The sequence below is a fragment of the Pseudomonas sp. NPDC099000 genome (genome assembly GCF_044759925.1).
In the GTDB taxonomy this organism is placed as follows: domain Bacteria; phylum Pseudomonadota; class Gammaproteobacteria; order Pseudomonadales; family Pseudomonadaceae; genus Aquipseudomonas.
Window position 1 is genome coordinate 120261 of record NZ_JBIWAF010000008.1, and the last position, 23178, is coordinate 143438.

Here is a 23178-nt window from a genome sequence, read left to right on the forward strand (position 1 = left end):
CACTGCCGGTGGCCATCGGAGAAAGCTATGAAACAAGATTCTGTGAAACAAACCCACGTAAACAGCTACTACGCCGCCACCCGCAACTTCACCGGCGACTTCCCCGTCCTGGAACAAGCAGTGGACTGCGACGTCTGCATCATTGGCGCCGGCTACACCGGTCTGTCCTCGGCCCTGTTCCTTTGCGAAGCGGGCTACAGCGTGACCGTGCTCGAAGCCGCCAAAGTCGGCTTCGGCGCCAGCGGTCGCAACGGTGGCCAACTGGTCAACTCCTACAGCCGCGACGTCGATGTCATCGAAGAACGCTACGGCGACAAGACCGCTGAAGTCCTCGGCAGCATGATCTTCGAAGGCGCCGACATCATCCGGCAGCGCATACAACACTACGACATCCAGTGCGATTACAAGCCGGGCGGCATCTTCGCCGCGCTGAACAAAAAGCAGCTCAAAGGCCTGGCCGAACAGAAAAGCAGCTGGGAGCGTTACGGCAACAAAAACCTGACCCTGCTCGACGCCGCGGACATCAAGCGCGAAGTCGGTTGCGACAACTACGTCGGTGGCTTGCTCGACATGCAGGGCGGCCACATCCACCCGCTGAACCTGGCCCTCGGCGAAGCCTCGGCCATCATCGGCCTCGGCGGCAAGATCTACGAACAATCGGCAGCGGTGGAAATCACCTACGGCGAACCGATCACCGTGCGCACCGCCAAAGGCGTTGTGCGCGCCAAATACCTGCTGATCGCCGGCAACGCCTACCTGCCGCAAGACCTCGACAACCGCGTCACACGCAAAAGCATGCCGTGCGGCTCGCAAATCGTCGTCACCGAGCCGTTGTCCGAGCAAGTCGCGCGCAGCCTGATCAAAAACAACTACTGTGTCGAAGACTGCAACTACTTGCTCGACTACTACCGTCTCACCGCCGACAACCGCCTGCTGTACGGCGGCGGTGTGGTCTACGGCGCCCGCGAACCGGACGACATCGAGCAACTGATCAAACCGAAAATCCTCAAGACCTTCCCGCAACTGAAGGACGTGAAGATCGACTACCGCTGGACCGGCAACTTCCTGCTCACCATGTCACGCATGCCGCAATTCGGCCGCATCGAGAAAAACGCTTACTACATGCAAGGCTACAGCGGCCACGGCGTCACCTGCTCGCACCTGGCCGGCAAACTGATCTCGGAAATGATCCGCGGCGACGCCGAACGCTTCGACGCGTTTGCCTCGCTCCCGCACATGCCGATGCTCGGCGGCCGTACCTTCCAGGCGCCACTCACCGCCATGGGCGCCGCGTATTACGCGCTGCGTGATCGGTTCGGGATCTAAGCCACACCACCGATCAAACTGTAGGAGCGAGCCTGCTCGCGATGAGGCCACATCAGCCACCATTGATGTAGCTGACACACCGCCATCGCGAGCAGGCTCACTCCTACAGTAGATCTATGACGTGCACAAAAGGTGCATACGCCCCGGCCCAAACTGTAGGCGTGAGCCTGCTCGCGATGAGGCCACATCAGCCACCATCAACGCCACCTGACACCCCCAAAACCTACATCGCCAAACGTTCTGGCATGAGCAACTTCCGCTTTTTCACTAACCAGTTATCGAACCTGCTGAGCAACTCCACCAAACGTGATTTAATACCCGCCTTTCACAATTCCGGGACAGGGAAGCGGTACTTTCGCGGCCAAAAGTCGCCCGCCATCCACCCCCATAACCCTTAAGTATTTCTCGCATAAGGCTGTCATGGACACGGGCTCACGACTCAAATTAGTACGCGAAAGCTACAAACTGTCCCAGCGCGAGCTGGCCCGGCGTAGCGGCGTCACCAATGCCACCATCTCCCTGATCGAACAGAATCGCGTCAGTCCCTCCGTCAGCTCCCTGAAAAAACTGCTCGAAGGCATACCGATGTCTTTGGCGGACTTCTTCACCTTCGACCAACCGCCGCGCGAGCATCAATACGTGTTTCGGGCTAATGAACAGCCGGATCTTGGCCGTCATGGGCTGCGGTTGTTGCTGATTGGCGCGCCCGTGCCGAGCCGGCAGATGCGCTTTTTGCGCGAGCAGTACGCGCCGGGGGCGAGTTCGGGGGAAGAGCCGATTGTGCATTCGGAAGGGGAGGAGTGTGGGCTCGTTACCCGGGGCACGGTTGAACTGACGGTGGATGGGCAGATCAGTGTGCTCAACGCGGGCGACGGCTACTACTTCCCGACAACGCTGCCGCACCGGTTTCGCAATATTGGCCAGGATGAAGCGGAAATCATCAGTGCCAACACCCCGGCCAACTTCTGATATCAAAACGGACACCCTGTAGCAGCTGCCGAAGGCTGCGCCCGCGGCCACCACCCTTGCCCAATGGACGCACCTGCTACAGAGTTTGATCAAAGCAAATGGACTTCAAATCATGACCGCACTCCGCATCCGCCCGCTAGCACTCTGCATCTTCCATCACGATGGCAAGATACTGGTCAACGAAGCACTCGACCCCGTTACTGGAAAGCCCTTCATGCGCCCAATCGGTGGCGGAATAGAGTTCGGCGAAACCAGCGCCCAAGCGGTATTACGTGAAGTCGATGAAGAACTCGGTTTATCCATCACCGATGTTCGCCTGCTCGGCACACTCGAAAACATCTTCACGTATGCCGGCACGCCCGGGCACGAAATCGTGCAGGTCTACGATGCGAAATTCGTGGATGCCAGCGTCTACGAGCTGCCTCACTTGGATGCTCAAGAAAGCGATGGCGCTGCCTTTGTTGCGAAGTGGCTGGCGCTCGACAGTATTACTGGCGAAACGCCGCTGGTTCCTGCTGGGCTATACGAGTTGCTGAAGAAAATCGTAAAAAAAGGTGACAGATCTATTTCAACAAATAGGTCAGTCACCTTGTCTTAAACGCCTTGATTAGTTCGCGGAGCAGTTAGCTCTGTCCTTGACCAGGCGGTTGCTATCCGTTTTAACGCTGATGCCGGCGCGGTCGAGGGCCCGACGATCAGTAAACGAATAGATGACAGCGCTCAATCGGTCGGCGCGCTCAAGGCGTCGGCAGTGATAACCGATCCAGGGCACAGCCGTTGGCCGCTGATTGCTTAGCCTGTAAAAGTCGCGCTCCGGAATCCAGATCAACGATGTTGATCTGGCAGCCGCTCATGACATCGGGGCCATCGGTGATGCCGCCCTTGATCACATAGCGGCCCCCCGGCATGAACTCAGTTACAAAATCGACCGTGCATCTGCGGTTGCCGCTGGCCCCGCCCTCCAGCACCAGGTGGATCGGTTTGCCCGCTTCAATGGCTCGAAAACCTTCGGGTTCCGAGGGGTACCCGCCTCTGACCGAGAATAGTTCCCGAGCGGGTGTCACGGGTACCGACCTGCCGTACTTGCAGGCAATGGTCGGCGCTGCGCTAAGGGTCAAGTAGTTACGGCGGTTGATGAGTGCGTCCATTTCACTGCGAATCTGCGCTTGGGGAGCATTGGCAGGGGTTTCGTATTGCGGGATCGGCGAGCAACCCGTAATCAGAAGCAGTAGCGAGCCTGAATACAACGGTTTCATGGGCGTTTCTGTCCGTAGCGCTTTGAGGTGGGCGCTCTAATACTATTTGTTGGAAGTGGAATCAATAGACCTGGTCTCTTTTTTCCATGTCGCCCTGTCAGGTGTAGGCCAGCAGGCGGCCGCAGAGCACCACGCTGATCCATAACATAATCGAAAGTATCGCCTGGATTTTTGCTATTCCAGGCGCCGCGGTGTCGGTGTTCCACCGGTCTACTGAACGGAACACACCAACATGAAAAAGAGCCGCATTGAGCCCCGCAATACCGATCAAGCAAAGCTTCAGAATAAAAACGCCGTTGGATGCGAAGTCGTGTGGATGGGCTGAAAACATCATCAGCCCCGCTGGGACTATCAATAGCAGAGCTGCGACTCCCCACCTCAGGAGGTGGCGAGCCAGTGCCGTCACCGCAAGATCTCTCGACAGCCCGAGAACCCGCAGATCGAACATGATGACCGAGCCAGCAAGCACCACGAAACCAATGATGTGAACCACCTCGACTATCGGATACAGCCATAACTCGCTGCGCATGGCCGAACCGAGTTGCGAGTCACCCACATAGTCCAGCCATCCCTCCAGACCCGTTCCACCACTGGTGCTGGTTGTCTGCATCAGCGTAACTCAGTGGTTTTGTTGTCGACCGTGATGCGTTCTGCGCGCAGTTCATCGGGTTTGTTGCGATTCTGATAGCCAACCACCATGGCCCGCTTGCCGACACTCAGCATTTCTTTGGAAAGCCCGCGGTTTTCCATGCGCGATGGCGGCGCCAGCACGACGCTCCAAGTCTTGTCGTCGGTCTTCAGGCGAACGAACCCATGCGGGTGGGAATAACCGAATTCCTCGATTGTTCCGTCCAGCTGCAAGGGTTTGCTCGAGTCGTACTCACTCCAGCCGTGATGAGCGAACACCGCCGATGCCACCAGGAGCAATGAGAATCCAAAGGACCTAAGCAAAAGCTTCATGAGGCGATCTCCTGTTACGGATCATTGATGACCTTCAGCCCGTTCTGATCAGGTGCAGGTCAATCCAGAGAATCTACAAAAATAGTACAAAATCGGCTTTTGCGTTGATTGGGGGGAAGGCGGGTAGGGGGAAATACAGGTCATGAATAACCCGCAGTGACGCAACCAGAAAAAGCTGAACCAGAAAAAGGTGACAGATCTATTTAAATAAAAGACCTGTCACCTTTATCACGCGGCTGTCGCTGTGCCGTTCAGCTAAGGCGTCATGGATTTGCACTGATTGCGCAGACCGTCGTCCTTGATGTTCTGGCAACCTCCGGAGCCTTGCTGGGCCTTGCAGTAATTGCGCTGGTCATCATCGCGAATGTTTCCACAGTCACTCGTACCTTCTGTTTGCGCTTTGCAGGCATTGCGCATGTCGTCGTTCTTGATGTTTTGGCAACCGCCGGAGCCTTGCTTGGCTTTGCAATAGTTGCGCTGGTCATCATCGCGAATGTTTCCACAATCACCCGTACCTTCCGTTTCCGCTTTGCAAGCGTTGCGCTGGTCGTCGTTCTTAATATTCTGACAACCGCCCCGGCCCTCACGCGCCTTGCAATAGTTACGCTGGTCATCGTTGCTGATGTTTTCGCAACTGGCGTAAACGTAGCCGCTGAACATCAGCATCACTGCGAGTATTAGTCTCATTGCACACTTCCTTGATTGCCAGGGAGCCGCATGGCGCGTAGTGGCCCAGGATGAATGGGGACTCGGATGAGCCGTTTACTCAGTGATTCAAGGCATAACATTGGCTGCGCAGGTCGCTGTTACTGATACCCGCACAGCTCCCGCCACCTGCTCTAGCATTACAGTAGTAGCGCTGGTCACTGTCACTGATGCTGGCACAACTGGCGTGGGCATACCCGCTAAGCATCAAAAGCGCTGCAATAATCAGTCTCATCACACACGTCCATGGTTTTCCAGGAAACAGCCTGGCGCTGGTTGGCCCACTGATTGATGTTGTGGTGCGCCATCATATCGACATCAGTTGGTTAAAAAGTTCCAAGACAGAAAAAGAGCGGTAAAAGGGGACGCATTTATTTTCCTCAAAATTGACAAGCCCGATCATCCAAAACACTATCGACCCATGACCTACATCCCCCGCTTGAACATGATGTGCACTTCCATGACCGCCGCTGGCGGGCTGTGAGGTCACGCGTTCACAGGATTTGACGTAGTTACCCAAGGCCCCGCCAGAAATGGACGGGGCTTTTTAGTTCTCCGCCCACCGATGGCTAAAAGGAGAATGAAATGTTCGAGATCAGACGCGCCCAGCCAAGCGATGCCCAAACCGCATTCGATATCCGCCTTCAAGCGATACGGCACCAATGCATCGGCGCCTATACCACAGAACAGATGCTTGCCTGGACGGCAGGCGCGGCCAACGACGGGTACAGCGACTTGATGGAGAAGCACTTTTACCTGGGCTGCATTCAGGGTGAACCGGTGGCGACAGGGATGCTTGATCTGGACAACAGCGAAATCGGCGCGATCTTTGTGCTGCCGGGTTTCATGCAACAAGGCATCGGCTTGAAGATGCTCAGCCATCTGGAATGCCTGGCGCGGGAGTTGGGCCTGAAGGCGGTCAATCTGGACGCTACGTTGAACGCGGCTGATTTTTACCGGCGCTGCGGTTTCGTGGGTGACGAACCTGCTATTTACCATGCGCCTTCAGGGCTCCAGTTGGCGTGTGTGCCAATGGTGAAGGGGCTTTTGCTTTGATTGGGAAAGGCGGGCAGGGGTAAAAACAGGTTATGAAAAACCCGCAGTGATGCGGGTTTTATGTGGCTGAAGAATAGGCTCAAGACTCGCTCTGTGAGCCGGGCTTCATGGCTTCGTGGCTTCACATTGTTTGCGCAGGTCGCTGTTGCTGATAATCGAGCAGCTACGGTCATCTTGTGTTGCATAGCAATAGTTGCGCTGGTCACTGTCGCTGATGAGGGCGCAACTACGGCCGTCAGTTTCCGCGTAGCAGGTATTGCGCAAGTCAGCGTTATTGATAATCGCGCAGCTACGGCCATCTTGTTTTGCATAGCAATAGTTGCGCTGGTCACTGTCGCTGATGAGGGCGCAACTACGACCGTCGGTTTCCGCGTAGCAGGTATTGCGCAAGTCAGCGTTGTTGATAATCGCGCAGCTGCCGCCACTTTGTTTGGCATTACAGTAGTTACGTTGGTCACTGTCATCGATGTTGGCACAACCCGCATAGGCATACCCGCTAAGCATCAAAAACACCGCAATGATCAGTCTCATTACACACGTCCATGGTTTGCCAGGAAACAGCCTGACTCTGGTGCCCCACTGACAAGATGTCGTGGCGCGCCATCATATCGACATCATTTTGTAGTAAAGTTCCAGGCAGAAAAGGCAAGAAAAAAGGTGACAGGAAAAAGGTGATAGAACTATTTGAATAAATAGACCTGTCGCCTTTTCCAATAATGGAGAGGCAAAGATGACTGGACAGATTTTGAAGTCAAAGTTGGTGAATTTTCTGGTGGACGATGCCGAGGTGAATTACGGCAACGTGGACGATTTGTATTCCATGGCCGAGGCTGGGGATGTGGACGCGTTGGGCGATGTGCTGGAGGCCTTCAAGGAAGCATACGGAGGACTTTGGGTTGGCGGGAAGATGGAGCTGACCCAAAATGTGGTTCGTTTGAGTGCCAATGCCATGAACCGCCTCGTTCAGGACGGGACGCTGGATATTGAACTCCCACTGGCCTTCATCCGAAAGGTCACGATTGAAGGCGGGTTCATGACGAAGATCATCCGTCTGGATACCAACGCTGGCAGCGTTAAATTTCGTTGTTTTGGTGCGAAGGACGTCGCTGCGCTGATAGAGAAGACAATCCTCTCGCCAACTCGACAGGCCTGAACCAAAAAAAACCCGCAACTCAGTGCGGGTTTTTTTACGACTCAACGTTGATCACTGACTCTTGGGGACATCAAACCCACGCTGCTCAATCACCCGAAACACATCGCTCACATCCTGGACCATGATCCGGGCGATGTTAGTGACGGTGTTGATGTCGTGTTCGGCGTAGTCGGGGAGGCTGGTGCAGGCCATGAGGTTGAGGTATTTGAGGACGGCGTTGAGGCGTTCGCTGAGGCAGTTGTGGAGTTCGCGCAGGGGAGCGTCGTAGTCGATGAGCAGGACGGGGTAGTCGGTGGCGAGTTGGGACATGGGGGTGAAGCGGCGGGGCGTGTTGTTTGTGGACATAAGGATGAGCTCTTCAAGGAATTATGAGACGCCACCTTTCTGCTGCGAAACAAAGGGGTGGCAGCTATGTGCGGGTTCGCAGACCGGAGAAGAGATCGAAGCCGGCAGACCCGAAGGTCTCCCACACACAGCCGCCATAAAACGTAACGGCGGCAAAGTTTGCCACAGTTGTTTTTAGCGGTGTGATCACTTCTGTAGGGCTGCGAAACCCAATCGCTAACTTTGGTCAGCGAGGGGTCGAATATAGGCGCCGATTTTGGTGCCTGCAAACGGGGTTGTAGGACGGAAAATCGGATTTGTGGGAGATGACGGGAGCAGCATCCGGTTGAGTAACTGACGTGAATCCAGAGGTTGTTTAGTGTCAGGTGGACCGTGCGTGCCGGATTTACGGCTGCTGCGCAGCCGAACGCAGGCTTCGCCAGCTGCTACGGGAGGTGGGCATGTTTAAAATTTTGGCGGGGTTGGGGCGGCTTCGCCGCCCAGCGGAAGCAAGCTCCCTCGCCACAGTGGGTGGTTTCCTACACGATTTTCGGATATGAAAAATCAGAAGATTGCCAAAGCCCGCAAAAGCGGGCCTTGGGTTTTGCGCGTCAGGTTTACGCCTGACGGACTGCTAATGCCGAGTAGCTGTTCATCAGGTTGCGATAGTTCGGGATGCGCTGGGACAGCAAGTTGCCCAGGCCTTCGATGTCGTTGCGCCAGTCACCCTGCAACTCGCAGGCTACCGAGAACCAGTTCATCATTTGCGCACCGGCTTGCGTCATGCGGTTCCACGCAGCCTGTTGCACGGTGGTGTTGAAGGTGCCGGAAGAATCCGTGACCACGAACACTTCAAACCCTTCAGCCAGGGCCGACAGCGTCGGGAAGGTCACGCACACGTCGGTCACGACACCGGCAATGATCAGCTGTTTGCGACCGGTCGCCTTGATCGCCTTGACGAAATCTTCGTTGTCCCAGGCGTTGATCTGGCCAGGGCGGGCAATGTAGGGCGCGTCGGGAAACATTTCCTTGAGCTCCGGGACCAGCGGACCATTGGGGCCTTGTTCGAAACTGGTGGTCAGGATGGTCGGCAGTTCGAAGAATTTGGCGACGTCAGCCAGGGCCAGCACATTGTTTTTGAACTCGTTCGGCGAGAAGTCCTGCACCAGCGAGATCAGACCGGTCTGGTGGTCGATCATCAGGACTACGGCGTCGTCTTTGTTCAGGCGGTTGTAAGTGGCTTTGCTCATGATGAAATCCTTTCTCGGGAGGGGTAAGTGGCTTCGTTCAACATGGGCTCAGATTAATGATCTGCAGGAAGGGGAAAAAGAGGGTGAAAACGGTTTGACTGTCAACTCGGATGGGACAATCGATGCCCCGCCCGGGCGAAACCGGACATTCACCGCAGCCCCATTCAGGCAAACGCATCCTCGATAAAGGCCTCCAACGCCTTGTCTTCCAATATCTCGATGGAGAAGTGCCCGAAGCGCTTTGGCAGCCAGATGATGCGAGTCCCGGACGGAGATTGCAGGTTCGCGCGGGCGAGTGGTTTTCCATTTTCATCTTCTGGCTGAACACCCGCGGCCATCAAATCGTCATAGGCCTTCTCGATGTCCGGCGTGGAATAGCAGTGGCGGTAAATCATGCCTTCGCCCAGGGAATCCAGGAGCTCCTTCAGGTTCCCCGCCAGCGGTTGTACCAGCATGAATCGCTCCTGACCGATCAACGCAATCGCGTAGCGCACGTGCAGACCACCGCGTTCCCAGACAAGCGTTTTAGAGATCCTGGCTTGCAGAATCTGTGCGTAGTAAGCACAGGCTTCTTCGAGGTTCTTGACCAGTACATCGACGTGACTGAACTTCAGCTCCATTGCATTCCTCCTGTTGAACCAGTGTTCATCGTAACGACCGCTGCCTCAGCATTAGAAGAATTTTCGTGTGACTGTTTCGTGGACGAACAGTTGAACCACGAGCTGACCAACAGGTCAGGATAATCAGCAGTTCTTTTTCCATAAGAGGATCGAACCATGCATGAATGGACCCTGAATTACCTGTTCAACGGCGAGCCCCGCACCTACCTGTTCGAACTGGAGCAACCTCGGTTGCCCGTCCATGAGGCCGCGATGCACTTGCTTCAGCTGCACTATGGCGACGGTGAAAACAGCCTGATCATGCCCACCGCAGACGCGACGCCGGCGCAGATTCTGGAACAGGCCGAGCGGGTAGGGCTGACGCAGATTACGGTCGTGAATCAAGCCGGTTGATGTCTGAGCACGGCGCTGAGGAAACGCTTTCCGTATAAGCCGACGCCAAGCCCCGATACGATGAGAACGACTGCAACGATTTTGTTGAATGACAGGGGCTCATTGAAAATCATGACTGAACCCAGCAGTCCGAATACCGGCACCAATAACGATAACGGCGCGACGGTAGACACTGGGTATCGTTTCAGAAGTGAATTCCACACCCAGTAGCCGAACAGGGTGTTGGGGTAGACCTGGAACAGGATCGACAGGACGGCACGGTAGTCGAGCTGATTCACCAACGCGTTGTAACCCGTCGAGCCGTTGACCGCGTAATCAAGCGCGAAAAGAGGGATGGGCGAAAACGCACTGGACCACACCAGGAAAGCGAAGACCTGAGTGGTCCTGGCTTTTTTGTTGATTACGTTGGCCGCACTCCAGGCCACCGCGCCCAGCAGCACCAGGATCAGCCCGGCCGTCGTCACTGTCCCGTCAACAATCGAGATGATGCTCAACAAGCCACAGAAGGCGATGCCCATGCCCGCCAGTTGGTAGCGGGAAATGGTTTCCTTGAATATCCATGAGCCCAGCAGGATCGTGAAAAACGCGCTGAACTGAAGCACCAGCGAAGCGATGCCTGCAGAGAGGCCCGACTTGATGCCAAGGTTGACGACGCCCCAGAGTCCTATGCCGAAGACCAGGCCGTAACCAATGATGTAGCGCCACTGCACATCAGGTTTCGGAATGAAAAAGATCGCTGGAAGTGCGCAAAGCGTGAAGCGAATACCGGCAAGAATCAGCGGGTCAATGGTGGTGAGGCCCAGTTTGATCACTGAAAAATTCACGCCCCAAATGGCCGTAATCGAGATGGCGAGTAGCAGGTGTCTGGCTTTCATGCTGATCTTCCTTGATTGGTCGGTGATAGATGACTCGTAAAAATCCAAACCGCCAAAGCCGCAGCGCTGATTAATGCGCCCAGCAGGCTCACAGCCGTCCAACCCCAGCGCGCATAAACCTGGGTCGCGGCGACTGCCCCAAGCGCACTGCCGACCGAGTAGAAGCACATGTAGGCGCCGACCATGCGACTCTGGGCGTCGGGTCGTGCCGCAAAAATAAGGCTCTGGTTGGTGACGTGTACGGCTTGCACCGCGAAGTCGAGCACAATGACACCGCAGACCAGCGCGATCAGGGACGTCTCGGCAAAAGTGATGGGCAACCAGGAAAGTGTCAGGAGCCCCAGCGAAATGCCGGTAACGCGTTGTCCCAAACCTCTATCCGCCCACTGGCCGGCGCTTCTGGCAGCCAGGGCGCCGGCGACACCGGCCAGGCCAAACAGGCCGATGGCCGTGTGTGAAAGCGACAGCGGCGGAGTGCTCAGCGGCAGCACCATGGAGGTCCACAGCACGGAAAAAGCGGCAAAGATCAACAAGGCCAACAGGCCCCTGATCCGCAAAACCGGTTCGGTCAGGAACAGCTTGAAGAGCGACCGGATAAGCGCTGGGTAGGACTCAGAGTTGCGTGGCGACACGGCGGCAGGCACCACTTTCCAGAACACCACCGCGAGGGTCAGCATCAATCCTGAGGAAACGAAATAAACGGCGCGCCAGCCCGCCAGATCTGCGATCAGCCCTGAGGTAAACCGCGCAAGAAGAATGCCCAGGACAACTCCACTTGTAACAGTTCCCACCGCCTGCCCACGTTGTGATGGCGTTGCCAGCGCGGCGGCATAGGCCACGAGCACCTGAACAACCACGGCCAGCAAGCCCATCACGATCATGGCGCCCAGCAGGGCCAGCCACTGCTGTGATGCGCCGGCTGCGGCCAGCGCTATGGCAGACAGCATTACTTGAGTCAAAATCAGCCGTTTACGGTTGACCTTGTCACCCAGCGGTACGATGAACAGCAACCCCATCGCGTATCCAGCCTGAGTGGCCGTCACCACGACCCCGATCAATCCTGAGCTGACGCCAAGGCTTTCAGCCATTGAAGCGAGCAAGGGTTGGGCAAAGTAAACATTGGCGACGGCCAGTGCGCAGGTGACAGAAAACAATAACGTGAGTGACGGAGAAAGCCCCGCAGGCTGGGCGTTCCTGCTGCTTTGTCCGGTATCCGTCAGCGGCAATCCCGAAGGCTGCCTGGAGAATCGTTTGGTGGCTGAGTCGGCATCTGCTGTCATGTTGGCCTCCGTGGCGTTAAGCTGGTTTCAATTTAAAACCGGTTTCGATTATTACTGAACCAGGTTTCAAATTGCAACCAGATTGATCGGCAGACTTGGCAACCCTCATCCAAAAGGTAAATACGATGGTCGAAGGCACTTCACCGCAAAGCAGCGAATGCCCGGTAGCAAGAACACTCGAGGTCATTGGGGATCGCTGGTCGCTCATGATCCTTCGCGACGCATTTGACGATATTCGCCGATTCAGCGAATTTCAGAAGAGCCTGGGCGTGGCCAAAAATATTCTGGCCTCGCGACTGAAAGCATTGGTTGAGGTCGGCGTCTTCGACGTTCGACCGGCTTCAGATGGAAGCGCCTACAAGGAGTACGTCCTTACGGACAAAGGACGTGAGATCTTTCCGGTGGTGGTCAGCATGAGGCAGTGGGGCGAACGTTTCCTGTTCCAACCGCAGGAGACGCGTTCTTTGCTGTTGGACAACAAGTCCGGCCAGCCCCTGATGCCGATGGATGTTCGCTCATCAAGCGGGGAAAAGCTGGGACCGTCAGACTGCCACAGGGTGAGACTTGTCGACGGCGAGTCGTGAATCGACAGCAGACTCGTTTCACTTGGCAGCCTGTTCGGAATCATGCCGCTATGCGCCCGGTACGCCAGGCACATCCATGTTGATCTTGCGCCAGACGGCTTCGGACAAGCTGTAAACCGAAAAGGCGATCAACCCCAAGGCCATCACCATCAAGATGACGCCGCCGGCCGGCAGGTTCTGTAGCGCATCGAGGGCTTCCTTCATGCCGGGCGGATCCATGGCCTTATAGCGGGAGCCACTGATGATCAGCAATAGAGAGATTTCGATAAACACGACGCCCCGGGCGATCAGACCGAACCGAGAGACCGGACGGACGTAGCGCATGACGTCTTCGTCAGCTTCGAAATATTTCTCGAACGTGGACTTCCATCCCTTGATGATGTGAGCAATGCCTACGCCGAGAGGGATGAGAGCAACGAGGTACACCAGTACATTCGAGTGCTCCCAGGACAACAGTTGCGCCAGTAAATCCTTGGTCTGCCCGCCGCCGGTATCGCCCGAGTTTTTGATGCCGCTGATGAGTAAGCCCAACGCAAAAAACGCCAGCGCGCCGTTGACTACACCGCCCGCCAACAAACCTGCCCGAATGACCAAACCCTTCATTTCGTGACCGTGATGATCAACGTCGCGCAGGGCTTGCAACACTCGCCAACAGGCGAAGGCGAGCAGGCCTGCCACCACTAACCCGACTAAAACGTAACCGAAAGGCTGGCTTAACACGGCCTCCAGGCTCCTGTGAGTGTCCTTCGGTTTTGTCGAGTCTTGAGCCGCCAGCAGCGCGAAGATGCCAATGATCAGGTAAAGAACGCCTCGAGCGGCATACCCTCCCCGAGCGAGTACAACAAGGCTTTGGTGTGCAGACATGGGGGCTGATTCCAGAGAAGTACTAAGCAGCAGACCTTTCAGGTTGGGAGGGGTTCGATTGAAGGTCGTGTTTTGATCCGTCACCCGCCGGTTGGGTGTCGCCTGAAGCGCGAGGGTCGAACGGCATTAATCAGCGCGCCCTGAGCAGGCTGCGAAAGGTGTACGGTGACAGGCATCCGCGAATGACCCATATGGGCCACCCCAATCCCTGTTTCCGGATCAAGGTGGCCCATTCCAGACCTCATCGTCTTGACGTTTGCATCACTTCACATCGAACCGATCCAGGTTCATCACCTTGGTCCACGCCGCCACGAAGTCCTTCACAAACTTCTCCTTCGCATCACTGCTCGCGTAAACCTCAGCCAATGCCCTCAATTGCGCATGAGAGCCAAAGACCAGATCAACTCGCGTGCCGGTCCACTTCACTTCACCGGTTTTGCGATCGCGTGCTTCAAACTCCTCATTGGTCTGCGAGGTCGGTTTCCATTCCACCCCCATGTCCAGCAGGTACTTGAAGAAGTCGTTGGTCAACGCCTCTGGCTGCTGGGTGAACACGCCGTGTTTTGATTGCCCGACGTTGGTGTTCAACACGCGAAGGCCACCCACGAGCGCGGTCATTTCTGGCGCGGTCAATGTCAGCTGTTGCGCCTTGTCGATCAACAGATGCTCGGCCGACACGCTGTAGCGGGATTTGAGGTAGTTACGGAAGCCATCGGCGATGGGTTCGAGGAAGCCGAAAGACTCGACATCCGTCTGCTCTTGCGAGGCGTCCATCCGCCCTGGTGTGAACGGCACCGTAACGCTGTGGCCGGCATTTTTCGCCGCCTGTTCGACACCTGCATCACCCGCCAGCACGATCAGATCCGCCAGCGAGATTTTCTTGCCGCTGTTATTGAACTCGCTTTGGATGCTCTCGAGTTTCGCCAGCACATTCGCCAGTTGATCAGGCTGGTTGGCTTGCCAGGATTTCTGCGGCGCCAGACGCAGACGACCACCGTTGGCACCGCCACGTTTGTCGGAGCCACGGAAAGTGGAAGCCGCCGCCCACGCCGTTGACACCAGTTGCGAGACGCTCAGGCCCGAAGCAAGCACTTTGCTTTTGAGTGCTGCGACGTCGCTGTCGTTGACCACAGCATGGTCGACCTCCGGGATCGGGTCTTGCCACAGCAATTCTTCGCTGGGCATTTCCGGGCCGAGGTAGCGGGAGAGGGGGCCCATATCGCGGTGGATCAGTTTGAACCAGGCACGGGCGAAGGCGTCGGCCAACTGATCCGGATTTTCCAGGAAACGCCGCGAGATCGGTTCGTAGATCGGGTCGAGTCGCAGGGCCAGGTCCGAGGTCAGCATGGTCGGATTACGCCGTTTGGACGGGTCGTGGGCATCCGGGATGGTGCCGGCGCCTGCGCCGTTTTTCGCAACCCACTGGTGCGCACCGGCCGGGCTTTTGCTCAGTTCCCACTCGAAGCCGAACAGGTTTTCCAGGTAGTTGTTGCTCCACCGGGTGGGCGTCGTGGTCCAGGTCACTTCCAGGCCGCTGGTGATGGTGTCCGGGCCTTTGCCGGTGCCGAAGCTGTTCTTCCAGCCAAAGCCTTGTTGTTCGAGGCCCGCGGCTTCGGGCTCGGCCCCGACGTTGTCGGCAGGTCCGGCGCCGTGGGTTTTACCGAAGGCATGGCCGCCGGCGATCAGCGCCACGGTTTCTTCGTCGTTCATCGCCATGCGCCCGAAGGTCTCGCGGATGTCCTTGGCCGAAGCGACGGGATCCGGGTTGCCTTCAGGGCCTTCCGGGTTCACATAGATCAAGCCCATTTGCACGGCGGCGAGCGGGTTTTCGAGGTTGCGTCCTTGTTCGGTACGGCTCTCCTCGTTTTCCCCCGGCTCGGCAACGAGGGGGCCTTCGCCGGGTTCCTGCATCGGTTCGTTTTCTTTGCCGTAGCGAGTGTCACCGCCCAGCCATTTGTTTTCCGAACCCCAATAGACGTCTTCATCGGGTTCCCAGACGTCCGCACGGCCACCGGAAAAACCAAAGGTCTTGAAGCCCATGGACTCCAGCGCGACGTTGCCGGTGAGGACGATCAGGTCTGCCCAGGAGATTTTACGACCGTACTTTTGCTTGATCGGCCAGAGCAGCCGGCGCGCCTTGTCGAGGCTGACGTTATCCGGCCAGCTGTTGAGGGGTGCAAAGCGTTGCTGGCCCGAGCCGGCACCGCCACGACCATCGCCCGTGCGGTACGTGCCTGCGGCGTGCCAGGCCATGCGAATGAACAGCGGCCCGTAGTGACCGAAGTCCGCCGGCCACCAGTCTTGGGAATCGGTCATCAGCGCCGTCAGGTCACGCTTGACCGCCTCAAAGTCCAGGGTCTTGAATTCTTCGGCGTAGTTGAAGCCCTCATCCGTAGGGTCGGACAGGGACGAGTGCTGGTGCAGGATCTTCAGATTCAGTTGGTTCGGCCACCAATCGCGGTTCGTCGTGCCACCGCCAGCGGCGTGATTGAACGGGCATTTCGATTCATTTGCCATGTGTGAGCTACCTTTGGTCGTGTTTCATCCGGCTATCGGCCCGGGGTGGGCGTTAGATAGCAACGAGCGAATTCAATGACATAGGCTGCAGGACCAACAGTTGGATCAACTGATTGTCTGGACCACACGGGATTCTGGACAGCGGCGGTGGCCCACGGGTGGCCTAGTCAAGCTTCGGACTCATTCCTGTCTCCTTATCAGCACTAAACCGGCCAGCTTGTTCCGCCAGCGCTGGATACAGGTTAGACCCCACTTGGGAAGTCAGCTAATAGGTGGAGTATTGGGGAGTGATAGGCAGAGTCTTTTACGGGTGTCGCGGGGAGGACCCGCGTCTATCTGGAGCATAGACGCGGGTTTGCAGGCTTGAGCGGTTACTTGCGCACGTTCTGGTACAGCATCAACCGTGAGGTTTCATGCATGGCACGGGTCAGCTCCGACAGGCGTTTGAACTCCTCAGGGTTTTTCTCGGCAACGTTGTCTCGGGGCGTCATCGAGGCCAGGTCGTGAAGGGTCGGCGAGCTGCCGTCGTGCTCCATCTGCACCATGTAGTGTTGAGTCACGCCGGCAATCAGCGGGAACGTGCCCTCACGCAATACCAGCGGCACCACGCGTTCTCCCTCGGGCGCGGGTTGCTGGATATCACGGCCCATGCCGCTGTTGCGAAACTCAAGGCCGGCCATGCCCGCCACGGTAGGCAGCAAGTCCACCAGGCCGACCGCTTCCTTGACCTTGCGCGTCCCGATCAGGCCCGGTGCGTGGATGATCATCGGCACCGCGTTGCTTTCCAGGCCCAGTTGTTCGTAGGCCGGTGCCAGGAACGGGATCTGCGCGATACGGGTGTTGTGGTCGCCAAACATCACGAAGATGGTGTTTTCGTACCAGCCACCGGCCTTGGCGATTTCCATCAAGCGGCCGAGGTTGAAGTCCAGCAGGCGCACGGCGTTGTACTGCTCGACACTGCGCGATCCGGCGGCCTGTACTTCGGCCAGGGTAGGGTGCTTGACCTCGAAGCCGTCATTGCTCTTGGGGATCGTGAACGGACGGTGATTGCCGGCCGTCTGCACATAGGCAAAGAACGGTTTGTCCTTGGGCAGTGCTTGCAGGATCTGGTCGGTTTCCTTGAACAGGTCCAGATCGGAAATGCCCCAGACATCCACCACAGGCGATTTCCAGTCCCGTTCTTCGAACAGGCGCACGCCGTCTATGCTCTGCCGGATCAGGGCATTCATGTTGGCCCAGCCGGAGTTGCCGCCGATGGTGTAGATCTTCTCGTAACCGGTGAAGGCATTGATCAGCGTGTTTTGCTGGGTGATCAGCGGATTACGCGTCGCGGTTTCCTGTCGAGTGACATCAGGCACCCCGCTGATGCTGGCCCAGACGGTTTTCGCGGTCCCCGTCACTGGCACGTAGAAGTGCTCGAAGAACCAGCTCTGGGTGGCCAGGCGATCGAGATTGGGCGTCGGATTGATCGGGTTGCCATAGGCCCCGACGGCACTGGTGCCCAGCGATTCAAGCATGATGAACATCACGTTTGGGGGACGCGAGCCCGGGATTTTGTACGATTGGGGCGCCTGGTGCCGCACGAAATCAAGGGTCTGCGGGTCGGGCTTGTCGACGCCCAGGTAGTTGGCCATGACCGCGTAATGTTCGCGCACTTGCGCCTCGTCATAACGCGACTGCCCGACTTTGCCCGTATCGTAGAGGAACAACACCGGGTTCAGGCCCAGCGCGGCGATCTGGTTGTTACCCGAGAAGAACGCATCGCTCCAGCGCAACGGAACGGGGTTCTCAAGGTTCATGTTTTCGACACGACCCAAAATGCCCAGCAACACCAAGACGACCATCAACGCACCGCCCCACGTCGCGGAGAGCTTGCGAATGGCTTTGCGAGGGCGGTCCAGCGTGACACGTTCCAGACGCACCAGGGCCAGTGTCACCAGCGCGACCGTCGCCAGCCAACCCAGTGAAATCCAGATCACCGGGTAAGTCTGCCAGACCATGTCGCGGGAGATCTGCGCATCCTCGATGAAGCGCAAGACGGTGGCGTTGATCCTCACGCCCAGGTAGGCGTAATGGCCAAAGTCGATGATGTAGATCAGCAGCAGCACGCTCAGGGCTGCGACCAGGTAAATGCGTGCAATGCGCCGCAGCAGAAGGCTGCGGAGCAGGTTCCAGCGAGGAATCCAGGCCAGCAACGCCAACGGCAACATGATCAGGATGGCCAGGCGCAGATCAAAACTGAAGCCGATGCTCAGGGTTTCCCAGACGCTCTTTGTGTCGATCAGGGCTTTGGGTTCGAACCCGGAAAAGCCGAAGAAGAACACCATCCTCAGCAGTGCAAACAGCACAAACGCAATCGCTGTAGCGCCTAGCCAATAATGTAAACGTCTCGAGTGCAGCCAACCCATCCCTGTTCCCCTGTTAAAAAGTCGTTAAATCTCAAACGGATTTGAATTCGTCGCCCACCGCACCACGCCGCTTGCTTGAGCGGCGATACGTCCAGCGCAGGGCAAGCATCAGCAGGGCCCCGCAGCAATACAGACCCAGCAGCGGATCTACCAGGTAATCCCAATAGTTTTGCGAAGGTTTGATCCCGGCGATGAAGGCCAGGGTTGCGCTGGCCAGCATCAAGACAGCCAGGCCATTGCGCAGGTAAAACAGACCCAGCGTGAGCACTGCGAAGAAAATCAACATGGGGCGCGGGCTGTAGCCTAACCGATAGGGATCCACATCACTCATGCCCAGGGTGGCCGGGTACAACACCAGGGCCATCGCGGCGAAGAGAATCAATACGCCGGTTTTGCCCCTCGCCGGTGGCAGCATGTCCAGCCGCCGCAAGCAGCCCCACGCCATGAGCACCAGAGTGGTGATCGCCAGGTCATCAATGTGACTGCGCAAATACGCGGCCAACGATAACCCTTCCATTGATATGAAGCTGGCGGCCAGCAACGCGGCCAACAGCGTGATCCGCCAGACCCTGGACAGACCGAACGAAGGCAGCATCAGGAAGATGATCATTGCGAAGCTGACATGGGCTTGCCACAGGCTGATCATTTGAGACGCTCGTTGAGCCATGCATCGTTAAAAGTAATGTGTTTGATGAAGGTGTTGTTCCAGGAATAAACCAAGTGATACATGCCATCAGGACTGCGGATGAAGTAGGGGTATTCGTATTCGAATTCACACCCTTGGTTTTTACAGACACGGTTGTCGAGGTTATCCAGGAACTCCGCTTCCAGCGGTTGGCGGCGCGCACCGCTGGACCCGCGGAACTCCCGGCCGATGATCTCCTTGTAGGCTTCCGGTGAAAACGGAGCGCCCTGTGGATCAGGTGATTTGTCCAGGTCGCGCAACGAGCGCCAGTCGTCCATTTTGGCATCGGTCCCGTACAGGCTCAGCTTGAAACGTCCCTCCTGCAGGTCGTTGAGCGCCACCAACAATCCGTGTTCGGGTGTCGCGACGGCCGCCAGCGAGGAATTCGGGTTCGAGGGATCGAGCGGATAAGGTTCGCTCCAGGTTTGCCCGGCATCTTCGGTGCGGGCCGCCAGCACTCTGTGGTGGGTGTTGCCGGCATATCGCAGCAAGGCGATGCCGCGCTGACCGTCCAGCGGAACCACCGTGGGTTGCAATGAATTCATGCCGTGGCTGATGCGGAATTTGTCGATCACATCGCCGTCGGCGCTCAAGTAGAGGTACTCGGCAAACTTTCCCAGAAACTCGTGGTAGACCGGCAGGCCGATGGAGCCGTCGGCATGAAACACTGGTGCCGAGCGAACCAGGGTGCTGATGTTCAGAAAGGGCGACGTGATCAGCTGGCGCGGAGCGGACCAATGTTCACCGAAGTCGTCGGACACCATCACATTGACCGCGCTACCGGCCCAGCCACCCATGGACACCGACACGTAGAACAACCACACGCGGTTATCCGGCGCGAGGGCCACCACCGGGTTACCCAGTTTGCGAATGTATTTTCGAGTGCCCTGTTGGGTCGAGTCCCGAGTCGCCAGGACCTGCTCCGCACCCCATTCGCCGGTTTTCGAATCGAACCGGGCGGAGCGCACCTGCACATCGGCGGCGCCTTCGCGCGAGCCGGCGAACCAGACCGTCATCAGGCTGCCGTCGGGCAGGGCGGTGACCGCCGAGGAATGCACGAAATCCACCAGTCCAGAGGAGGCAAACCGGCTGGTATAAATGGGCTCGGCCACTTTGCCGGCCACTGCCATCACTGGACTGATCAGAGCAAAGGAAGAATGCGTATTGGCAGGATTGATCAACCAAGCGGTCGCAAAAAGGCAGGAAAGCGCGAGGTAAGCACAGAAGGCAGGAATACTGGGAAGCTTGATGCGCATGACTACGTTGGCATCTCATGGCCTGATTAGGCGCCCAACGTAACACTCCGTAGTACACGATCGGGTTTTATGATTTGCTAAATTGTAAGCAGGTATTTGTAGCAAGCGTCCATGTCGGTGCGCGGGATTTTATTGAGGGGCTGAGAGTGTTGCCCTAGAGGGATTATGTGTAGTCGGGGAGCTGTTCCGCCGCTGGTCGCAAAAGTCAGGGCCGTAACAAGAGAGTCATCGGGTTTTGAGCTGTTTGTTCCGGCTTCTTCATTGGAACGCCGCTCGGGGTAAGCCTCGCTCCCTCAGTTAATCGGTGTCGTTCACATGATGGGTTATCGATTCATCATCCGGGTGGCGGCGCCCTGGGGGTGGGCAAAGCCGCGAAGGTTGGCGTATCGACCACTAGGGCCGACCACCCTTGCGGGTGCCGACGCGACCCCGCCCAAAACGCATACATCGCGGTGATGCGGCTTCAAAAGACCCTAAGCAATAGTTATCCACCTAGGATTTCTTGTACGGTCAGTTCTAAACCTACGCGATATGAAGTCTTTGTCGAGAACATATTCAATACAAAAATTATCAACCGAACGCCCTGTAGCAGGATGCTCTGTGCAGCTTGGGTCGTGCCAGCAACGAGCAATTCACGATCTATTATTTGACCAAGGTTATTGGTATATCCGAAAGTTGAATCACCTTGGCCGCGACAGAGCCCAGAAAGATCCCCGCCAAAAAACCGTTACCATGTGAGCCTAAAATGATGCTGTCACATCCAAGGGATTGGGAGCACGCCACGATTCGGCTGGCTGCATCGCCTTGTAACGTATGGAGTGTGAATGCAATCCCTTCCTGATTCAGAAGCTCGACAGCATTTTGTGAGTCTTCAGCACTCTTTTCACCGTAGTAACGGTCAAGCTCATCCTGGCTCATGTCGTGTGCGATTCGAGTTGGTAAAAGTGGCTGCACATTCACCAGATTTACCTCAACACTCCCTCCCAGTAATCCGCCATCCTGGATCAGCCCGATAAGGTAACGTACCGCCCGTTCCGAATGCTCGGAACCATCGACAGCTACAAGTATTTTATGCATTTTCTAAATCCTCTTTCAGTGGCATGAAGATGCTTGTCGTCAGAGTATGGCCAGCTTGCAACCCGTTCTACTCGGACAAGCGGATTCGAGCTGCTGCGTCGACCACCGGCTTCTTCAATGAATATCTCCTGTGCGCATGGCTCGACTGAGCGGGGCTGAGGTGGTCATGGGTAGGCGTGGATGTAGCCGAACGGCTAAAAATCGTTGGATGTTCTTACATTCTCTCTATTTTTCAGTTGATACGAACTAGAAGATCCATGCAAAAAACAGTTTGATGATGATTGATTTAGGTCAGATTTTTAGCGTTCGATAGTTTGACAAAATATTTTTTAAGTGATCCAGGGACGTTGATGACCAAGCAGCAAGCTAAAGCCGAAACCCCTAGAGCTGCCGCAATTCTGGCCCGCTTCCTATCGTCGGAATCCGCGGGAGGTCTTGTGCTGATGGGCGCAGCGCTGGCAGCTCTCATTGTTGCTAACTCCCCTCTATCCCAGGGTTACTTTGCAGCCTTGCACACGGTTTGGTTGGGCATGTCTGTTGCGCACTGGGTCAATGACGGGCTGATGGCGATCTTCTTCCTGATGGTCGGTCTCGAGATCAAAAGAGAGGTGCTGGCGGGCGGGCTTTCCACTTGGGGGCAGCGCGCCTTACCGGGATTTGGTGCCTTAGGTGGCATGGTTGTCCCTGCGCTGATCTACATCGCAATCAACTGGGGTCATCCTGAGACCTTGGATGGGTGGGCCATACCCGCCGCTACCGACATCGCATTTGCCTTGGGTGTCTTATCGCTGCTGGGCAAGCGAGTCCCAATTTCACTGAAGGTATTCCTCGCCGCCTTGGCGATAATTGACGATCTCGGCGCGGTCGTGATCATTGCCTTTTTCTACACATCGGGCCTTTCCATGCCGATGTTGCTGGCATCACTTGCGACTCTGGTCATTCTTGTCGCAATGAATCGATTGGGCGTAAGACGGCTGCTCCCGTATCTCCTGGTGGGGGGCGTGCTGTGGTTCTTCGTGCTGCAATCGGGTGTGCATGCCACCTTGGCGGGCGTCGCACTGGCAATGTGCATTCCCATGGGCAAGCCGGAAGAAGAAGCACGTTCCCCATTGATGTTCCTCGAAGAGAAGCTGCACTCATGGGTAGCATTTGCTGTAGTGCCGATATTTGGCTTCGCCAACGCAGGTGTATCATTGGCCGGTATTTCCATGGAAAACCTGGTCGACCCCGTTCCGCTGGGTGTCGCGCTGGGTCTGTTGGTCGGCAAACAGGTCGGTATTTTTCTGTCGGCTGCGCTGGCTATTCGTTTTGGCCTGGCCAAATTGCCGGAAGGGAGTAGCTGGATACAACTTTATGGCGTAGCGCTCTTGTGTGGCATTGGCTTCACCATGAGCTTGTTCATCGGCAATCTGGCGTTCCCTGGATCGCCTCATTTGGTCGATGAAGTCAAAGTAGGGGTATTGATCGGTTCGATTCTGGCTGCGATTGGTGGCGTCACCGTTCTGCGCCGCTGCAGCGCCCAGGCGAGTGCAGCCGTTGCCAAGTAATCTCGCTTGAGAGGAGCGCAGTATTCCTTGAGGCAAAGAAATAAAGTGGTTTAGTAACCTGTGTCAGTGAGCA

General features: G+C 56.7%; 25 protein-coding genes. 9 read left to right on the forward strand and 16 right to left on the reverse strand.

The features are described 5' to 3' along the window. Positions 1-42 precede the first annotated feature (42 nt). The 3 genes from ACIQV9_RS12860 (at position 43) to ACIQV9_RS12870 (ending at position 2893) form a co-directional block, all read left to right on the forward strand. Entirely contained in the window at positions 43-1326 is a 1284-nt protein-coding gene (locus ACIQV9_RS12860; protein WP_403101991.1) for an NAD(P)/FAD-dependent oxidoreductase, read from the forward strand. Positions 1327-1746: 420 nt separating this feature from the next. Next, positions 1747-2295, forward strand: coding sequence for a cupin domain-containing protein (locus ACIQV9_RS12865; protein WP_403101685.1), 549 nt, complete (start codon positions 1747-1749; stop codon positions 2293-2295). 112 nt (positions 2296-2407) lie between these two features. Continuing rightward, the gene (locus ACIQV9_RS12870; RefSeq protein WP_403101687.1) at positions 2408-2893 is read left to right on the forward strand and encodes an NUDIX hydrolase; all 486 of its coding nucleotides are present in this window, start codon (positions 2408-2410) and stop codon (positions 2891-2893) included. Between the two features lie 139 nt (positions 2894-3032). Here ACIQV9_RS12870 and ACIQV9_RS12875 read toward each other — a convergent pair whose 3' ends face one another. The 4 genes from ACIQV9_RS12875 to ACIQV9_RS12890 all read right to left on the reverse strand — a co-directional run bounded on the left by ACIQV9_RS12875 (position 3033) and on the right by ACIQV9_RS12890 (position 5198). Beyond that, on the reverse strand, positions 3033-3551 hold the full coding sequence (locus ACIQV9_RS12875; protein ID WP_403101689.1) for a hypothetical protein: 519 nt from the start codon (positions 3549-3551) through the stop codon (positions 3033-3035). A gap of 97 nt (positions 3552-3648) precedes the next feature. Next, positions 3649-4161: a DUF6644 family protein gene (locus ACIQV9_RS12880; protein WP_403101691.1), complete on the reverse strand. Its 513-nt coding sequence runs from the start codon at positions 4159-4161 to the stop codon at positions 3649-3651. Continuing rightward, entirely contained in the window at positions 4161-4511 is a 351-nt protein-coding gene (locus tag ACIQV9_RS12885; protein WP_403101693.1) for a DUF6152 family protein, read from the reverse strand. The genes ACIQV9_RS12880 and ACIQV9_RS12885 overlap by 1 nt, the downstream gene beginning before the upstream one ends. Positions 4512-4766: 255 nt before the next feature. Continuing rightward, a complete protein-coding gene (locus ACIQV9_RS12890; protein WP_403101695.1) occupies positions 4767-5198 on the reverse strand; it encodes a hypothetical protein in 432 nt (143 codons plus the stop codon). Positions 5199-5386: 188 nt separating this feature from the next. Between ACIQV9_RS12890 and ACIQV9_RS12895 the strand changes: the two genes are divergently transcribed. Next, positions 5387-5575 carry a hypothetical protein gene (locus ACIQV9_RS12895; RefSeq protein ID WP_403101697.1) on the forward strand — a complete coding sequence of 63 codons (189 nt, stop codon included), beginning with the start codon at positions 5387-5389 and terminating at the stop codon, positions 5573-5575. A gap of 226 nt (positions 5576-5801) precedes the next feature. After that, positions 5802-6272: a GNAT family N-acetyltransferase gene (locus ACIQV9_RS12900; protein ID WP_403101699.1), complete on the forward strand. Its 471-nt coding sequence runs from the start codon at positions 5802-5804 to the stop codon at positions 6270-6272. A 105-nt stretch (positions 6273-6377) separates the two neighbouring features. Here the strand turns inward: ACIQV9_RS12900 and ACIQV9_RS12905 are convergent, their stop codons facing one another. After that, on the reverse strand, positions 6378-6803 hold the full coding sequence (locus ACIQV9_RS12905) for a hypothetical protein (RefSeq protein WP_403101701.1): 426 nt from the start codon (positions 6801-6803) through the stop codon (positions 6378-6380). A gap of 199 nt (positions 6804-7002) precedes the next feature. Between ACIQV9_RS12905 and ACIQV9_RS12910 the strand changes: the two genes are divergently transcribed. Beyond that, positions 7003-7425: a hypothetical protein gene (locus ACIQV9_RS12910; RefSeq protein ID WP_403101703.1), complete on the forward strand. Its 423-nt coding sequence runs from the start codon at positions 7003-7005 to the stop codon at positions 7423-7425. 51 nt (positions 7426-7476) lie between these two features. Here ACIQV9_RS12910 and ACIQV9_RS12915 read toward each other — a convergent pair whose 3' ends face one another. The 3 genes from ACIQV9_RS12915 to ACIQV9_RS12925 all read right to left on the reverse strand — a co-directional run bounded on the left by ACIQV9_RS12915 (position 7477) and on the right by ACIQV9_RS12925 (position 9619). Continuing rightward, positions 7477-7770, reverse strand: a complete 294-nt coding sequence (locus tag ACIQV9_RS12915) for a fructose-bisphosphate aldolase (protein WP_403101704.1) — start codon at positions 7768-7770, stop codon at positions 7477-7479. Between the two features lie 596 nt (positions 7771-8366). Continuing rightward, a complete protein-coding gene (gene ycaC / locus ACIQV9_RS12920) occupies positions 8367-8999 on the reverse strand; it encodes an isochorismate family cysteine hydrolase YcaC (protein WP_403101706.1) in 633 nt (210 codons plus the stop codon). A 164-nt stretch (positions 9000-9163) separates the two neighbouring features. Next, complete coding sequence (locus ACIQV9_RS12925) at positions 9164-9619, reverse strand: VOC family protein (protein ID WP_403101708.1); 456 nt, start codon at positions 9617-9619, stop codon at positions 9164-9166. A gap of 156 nt (positions 9620-9775) precedes the next feature. Between ACIQV9_RS12925 and ACIQV9_RS12930 the strand changes: the two genes are divergently transcribed. Next, complete coding sequence (locus ACIQV9_RS12930) at positions 9776-10012, forward strand: hypothetical protein (RefSeq protein WP_403101710.1); 237 nt, start codon at positions 9776-9778, stop codon at positions 10010-10012. Here ACIQV9_RS12930 and ACIQV9_RS12935 read toward each other — a convergent pair. Next, the gene (locus ACIQV9_RS12935) at positions 10000-10887 is read right to left on the reverse strand and encodes an EamA family transporter (protein ID WP_403101712.1); all 888 of its coding nucleotides are present in this window, start codon (positions 10885-10887) and stop codon (positions 10000-10002) included. The two genes, ACIQV9_RS12930 and ACIQV9_RS12935, sit on opposite strands and share 13 nt — an antisense overlap. Then, positions 10884-12167, reverse strand: a complete 1284-nt coding sequence (locus ACIQV9_RS12940; protein WP_403101714.1) for an MFS transporter — start codon at positions 12165-12167, stop codon at positions 10884-10886. The genes ACIQV9_RS12935 and ACIQV9_RS12940 overlap by 4 nt, the downstream gene beginning before the upstream one ends. Before the next feature lie 125 nt (positions 12168-12292). Here ACIQV9_RS12940 and ACIQV9_RS12945 point away from each other — a divergent pair, with 125 nt between their 5' ends. Beyond that, on the forward strand, positions 12293-12751 hold the full coding sequence (locus tag ACIQV9_RS12945; RefSeq protein WP_403101716.1) for a winged helix-turn-helix transcriptional regulator: 459 nt from the start codon (positions 12293-12295) through the stop codon (positions 12749-12751). Positions 12752-12799: 48 nt separating this feature from the next. On the opposite strand, the gene ACIQV9_RS12950 is transcribed toward ACIQV9_RS12945, so the two are convergent. The 6 genes from ACIQV9_RS12950 to ACIQV9_RS12975 form a co-directional block, all read right to left on the reverse strand. Then, entirely contained in the window at positions 12800-13615 is an 816-nt protein-coding gene (locus ACIQV9_RS12950) for a DUF1206 domain-containing protein (protein ID WP_403101718.1), read from the reverse strand. A 261-nt stretch (positions 13616-13876) separates the two neighbouring features. Then, positions 13877-16132 (reverse strand): catalase/peroxidase HPI, encoded by a 2256-nt coding sequence (gene katG, locus ACIQV9_RS12955; protein WP_403101720.1) that lies wholly within the window; start codon positions 16130-16132, stop codon positions 13877-13879. Positions 16133-16503: 371 nt separating this feature from the next. Then, a complete protein-coding gene (locus ACIQV9_RS12960) occupies positions 16504-18540 on the reverse strand; it encodes an LTA synthase family protein (RefSeq protein WP_403101722.1) in 2037 nt (678 codons plus the stop codon). A 31-nt stretch (positions 18541-18571) separates the two neighbouring features. Further along, positions 18572-19186, reverse strand: a complete 615-nt coding sequence (locus tag ACIQV9_RS12965) for a hypothetical protein (RefSeq protein WP_403101724.1) — start codon at positions 19184-19186, stop codon at positions 18572-18574. Then, positions 19183-20481 carry an exo-alpha-sialidase gene (locus ACIQV9_RS12970; RefSeq protein WP_403101726.1) on the reverse strand — a complete coding sequence of 433 codons (1299 nt, stop codon included), beginning with the start codon at positions 20479-20481 and terminating at the stop codon, positions 19183-19185. Before ACIQV9_RS12970 ends, ACIQV9_RS12965 begins: the two co-directional genes overlap by 4 nt. A gap of 642 nt (positions 20482-21123) precedes the next feature. Then, a complete protein-coding gene (locus ACIQV9_RS12975; RefSeq protein WP_403101728.1) occupies positions 21124-21558 on the reverse strand; it encodes a universal stress protein in 435 nt (144 codons plus the stop codon). Between the two features lie 350 nt (positions 21559-21908). Between ACIQV9_RS12975 and nhaA the strand changes: the two genes are divergently transcribed. Further along, positions 21909-23105: a Na+/H+ antiporter NhaA gene (gene nhaA, locus ACIQV9_RS12980; protein WP_403101730.1), complete on the forward strand. Its 1197-nt coding sequence runs from the start codon at positions 21909-21911 to the stop codon at positions 23103-23105. Positions 23106-23178 lie beyond the last annotated feature (73 nt).

What these genes read in the sequence shown, in the direction of transcription:
- ACIQV9_RS12865 (WP_403101685.1), top strand. Translation starts at nt 1,747, where the DNA reads ATGGACACGGGCTCACGACTCAAATTAGTACGCGAAAGCTACAAACTG.
- ACIQV9_RS12870 (WP_403101687.1), top strand. Translation starts at nt 2,408, where the DNA reads ATGACCGCACTCCGCATCCGCCCGCTAGCACTCTGCATCTTCCATCAC.
- ACIQV9_RS12875 (WP_403101689.1), bottom strand. Translation starts at nt 3,551, where the DNA reads ATGAAACCGTTGTATTCAGGCTCGCTACTGCTTCTGATTACGGGTTGC.
- ACIQV9_RS12880 (WP_403101691.1), bottom strand. Translation starts at nt 4,161, where the DNA reads ATGCAGACAACCAGCACCAGTGGTGGAACGGGTCTGGAGGGATGGCTG.
- ACIQV9_RS12885 (WP_403101693.1), bottom strand. Translation starts at nt 4,511, where the DNA reads ATGAAGCTTTTGCTTAGGTCCTTTGGATTCTCATTGCTCCTGGTGGCA.
- ACIQV9_RS12890 (WP_403101695.1), bottom strand. Translation starts at nt 5,198, where the DNA reads ATGAGACTAATACTCGCAGTGATGCTGATGTTCAGCGGCTACGTTTAC.
- ACIQV9_RS12895 (WP_403101697.1), top strand. Translation starts at nt 5,387, where the DNA reads ATGCTGGCACAACTGGCGTGGGCATACCCGCTAAGCATCAAAAGCGCT.
- ACIQV9_RS12900 (WP_403101699.1), top strand. Translation starts at nt 5,802, where the DNA reads ATGTTCGAGATCAGACGCGCCCAGCCAAGCGATGCCCAAACCGCATTC.
- ACIQV9_RS12905 (WP_403101701.1), bottom strand. Translation starts at nt 6,803, where the DNA reads ATGAGACTGATCATTGCGGTGTTTTTGATGCTTAGCGGGTATGCCTAT.
- ACIQV9_RS12910 (WP_403101703.1), top strand. Translation starts at nt 7,003, where the DNA reads ATGACTGGACAGATTTTGAAGTCAAAGTTGGTGAATTTTCTGGTGGAC.
- ACIQV9_RS12915 (WP_403101704.1), bottom strand. Translation starts at nt 7,770, where the DNA reads ATGTCCACAAACAACACGCCCCGCCGCTTCACCCCCATGTCCCAACTC.
- ycaC (WP_403101706.1), bottom strand. Translation starts at nt 8,999, where the DNA reads ATGAGCAAAGCCACTTACAACCGCCTGAACAAAGACGACGCCGTAGTC.
- ACIQV9_RS12925 (WP_403101708.1), bottom strand. Translation starts at nt 9,619, where the DNA reads ATGGAGCTGAAGTTCAGTCACGTCGATGTACTGGTCAAGAACCTCGAA.
- ACIQV9_RS12930 (WP_403101710.1), top strand. Translation starts at nt 9,776, where the DNA reads ATGCATGAATGGACCCTGAATTACCTGTTCAACGGCGAGCCCCGCACC.
- ACIQV9_RS12935 (WP_403101712.1), bottom strand. Translation starts at nt 10,887, where the DNA reads ATGAAAGCCAGACACCTGCTACTCGCCATCTCGATTACGGCCATTTGG.
- ACIQV9_RS12940 (WP_403101714.1), bottom strand. Translation starts at nt 12,167, where the DNA reads ATGACAGCAGATGCCGACTCAGCCACCAAACGATTCTCCAGGCAGCCT.
- ACIQV9_RS12945 (WP_403101716.1), top strand. Translation starts at nt 12,293, where the DNA reads ATGGTCGAAGGCACTTCACCGCAAAGCAGCGAATGCCCGGTAGCAAGA.
- ACIQV9_RS12950 (WP_403101718.1), bottom strand. Translation starts at nt 13,615, where the DNA reads ATGTCTGCACACCAAAGCCTTGTTGTACTCGCTCGGGGAGGGTATGCC.
- katG (WP_403101720.1), bottom strand. Translation starts at nt 16,132, where the DNA reads ATGGCAAATGAATCGAAATGCCCGTTCAATCACGCCGCTGGCGGTGGC.
- ACIQV9_RS12960 (WP_403101722.1), bottom strand. Translation starts at nt 18,540, where the DNA reads ATGGGTTGGCTGCACTCGAGACGTTTACATTATTGGCTAGGCGCTACA.
- ACIQV9_RS12965 (WP_403101724.1), bottom strand. Translation starts at nt 19,186, where the DNA reads ATGATCAGCCTGTGGCAAGCCCATGTCAGCTTCGCAATGATCATCTTC.
- ACIQV9_RS12970 (WP_403101726.1), bottom strand. Translation starts at nt 20,481, where the DNA reads ATGCGCATCAAGCTTCCCAGTATTCCTGCCTTCTGTGCTTACCTCGCG.
- ACIQV9_RS12975 (WP_403101728.1), bottom strand. Translation starts at nt 21,558, where the DNA reads ATGCATAAAATACTTGTAGCTGTCGATGGTTCCGAGCATTCGGAACGG.
- nhaA (WP_403101730.1), top strand. Translation starts at nt 21,909, where the DNA reads ATGACCAAGCAGCAAGCTAAAGCCGAAACCCCTAGAGCTGCCGCAATT.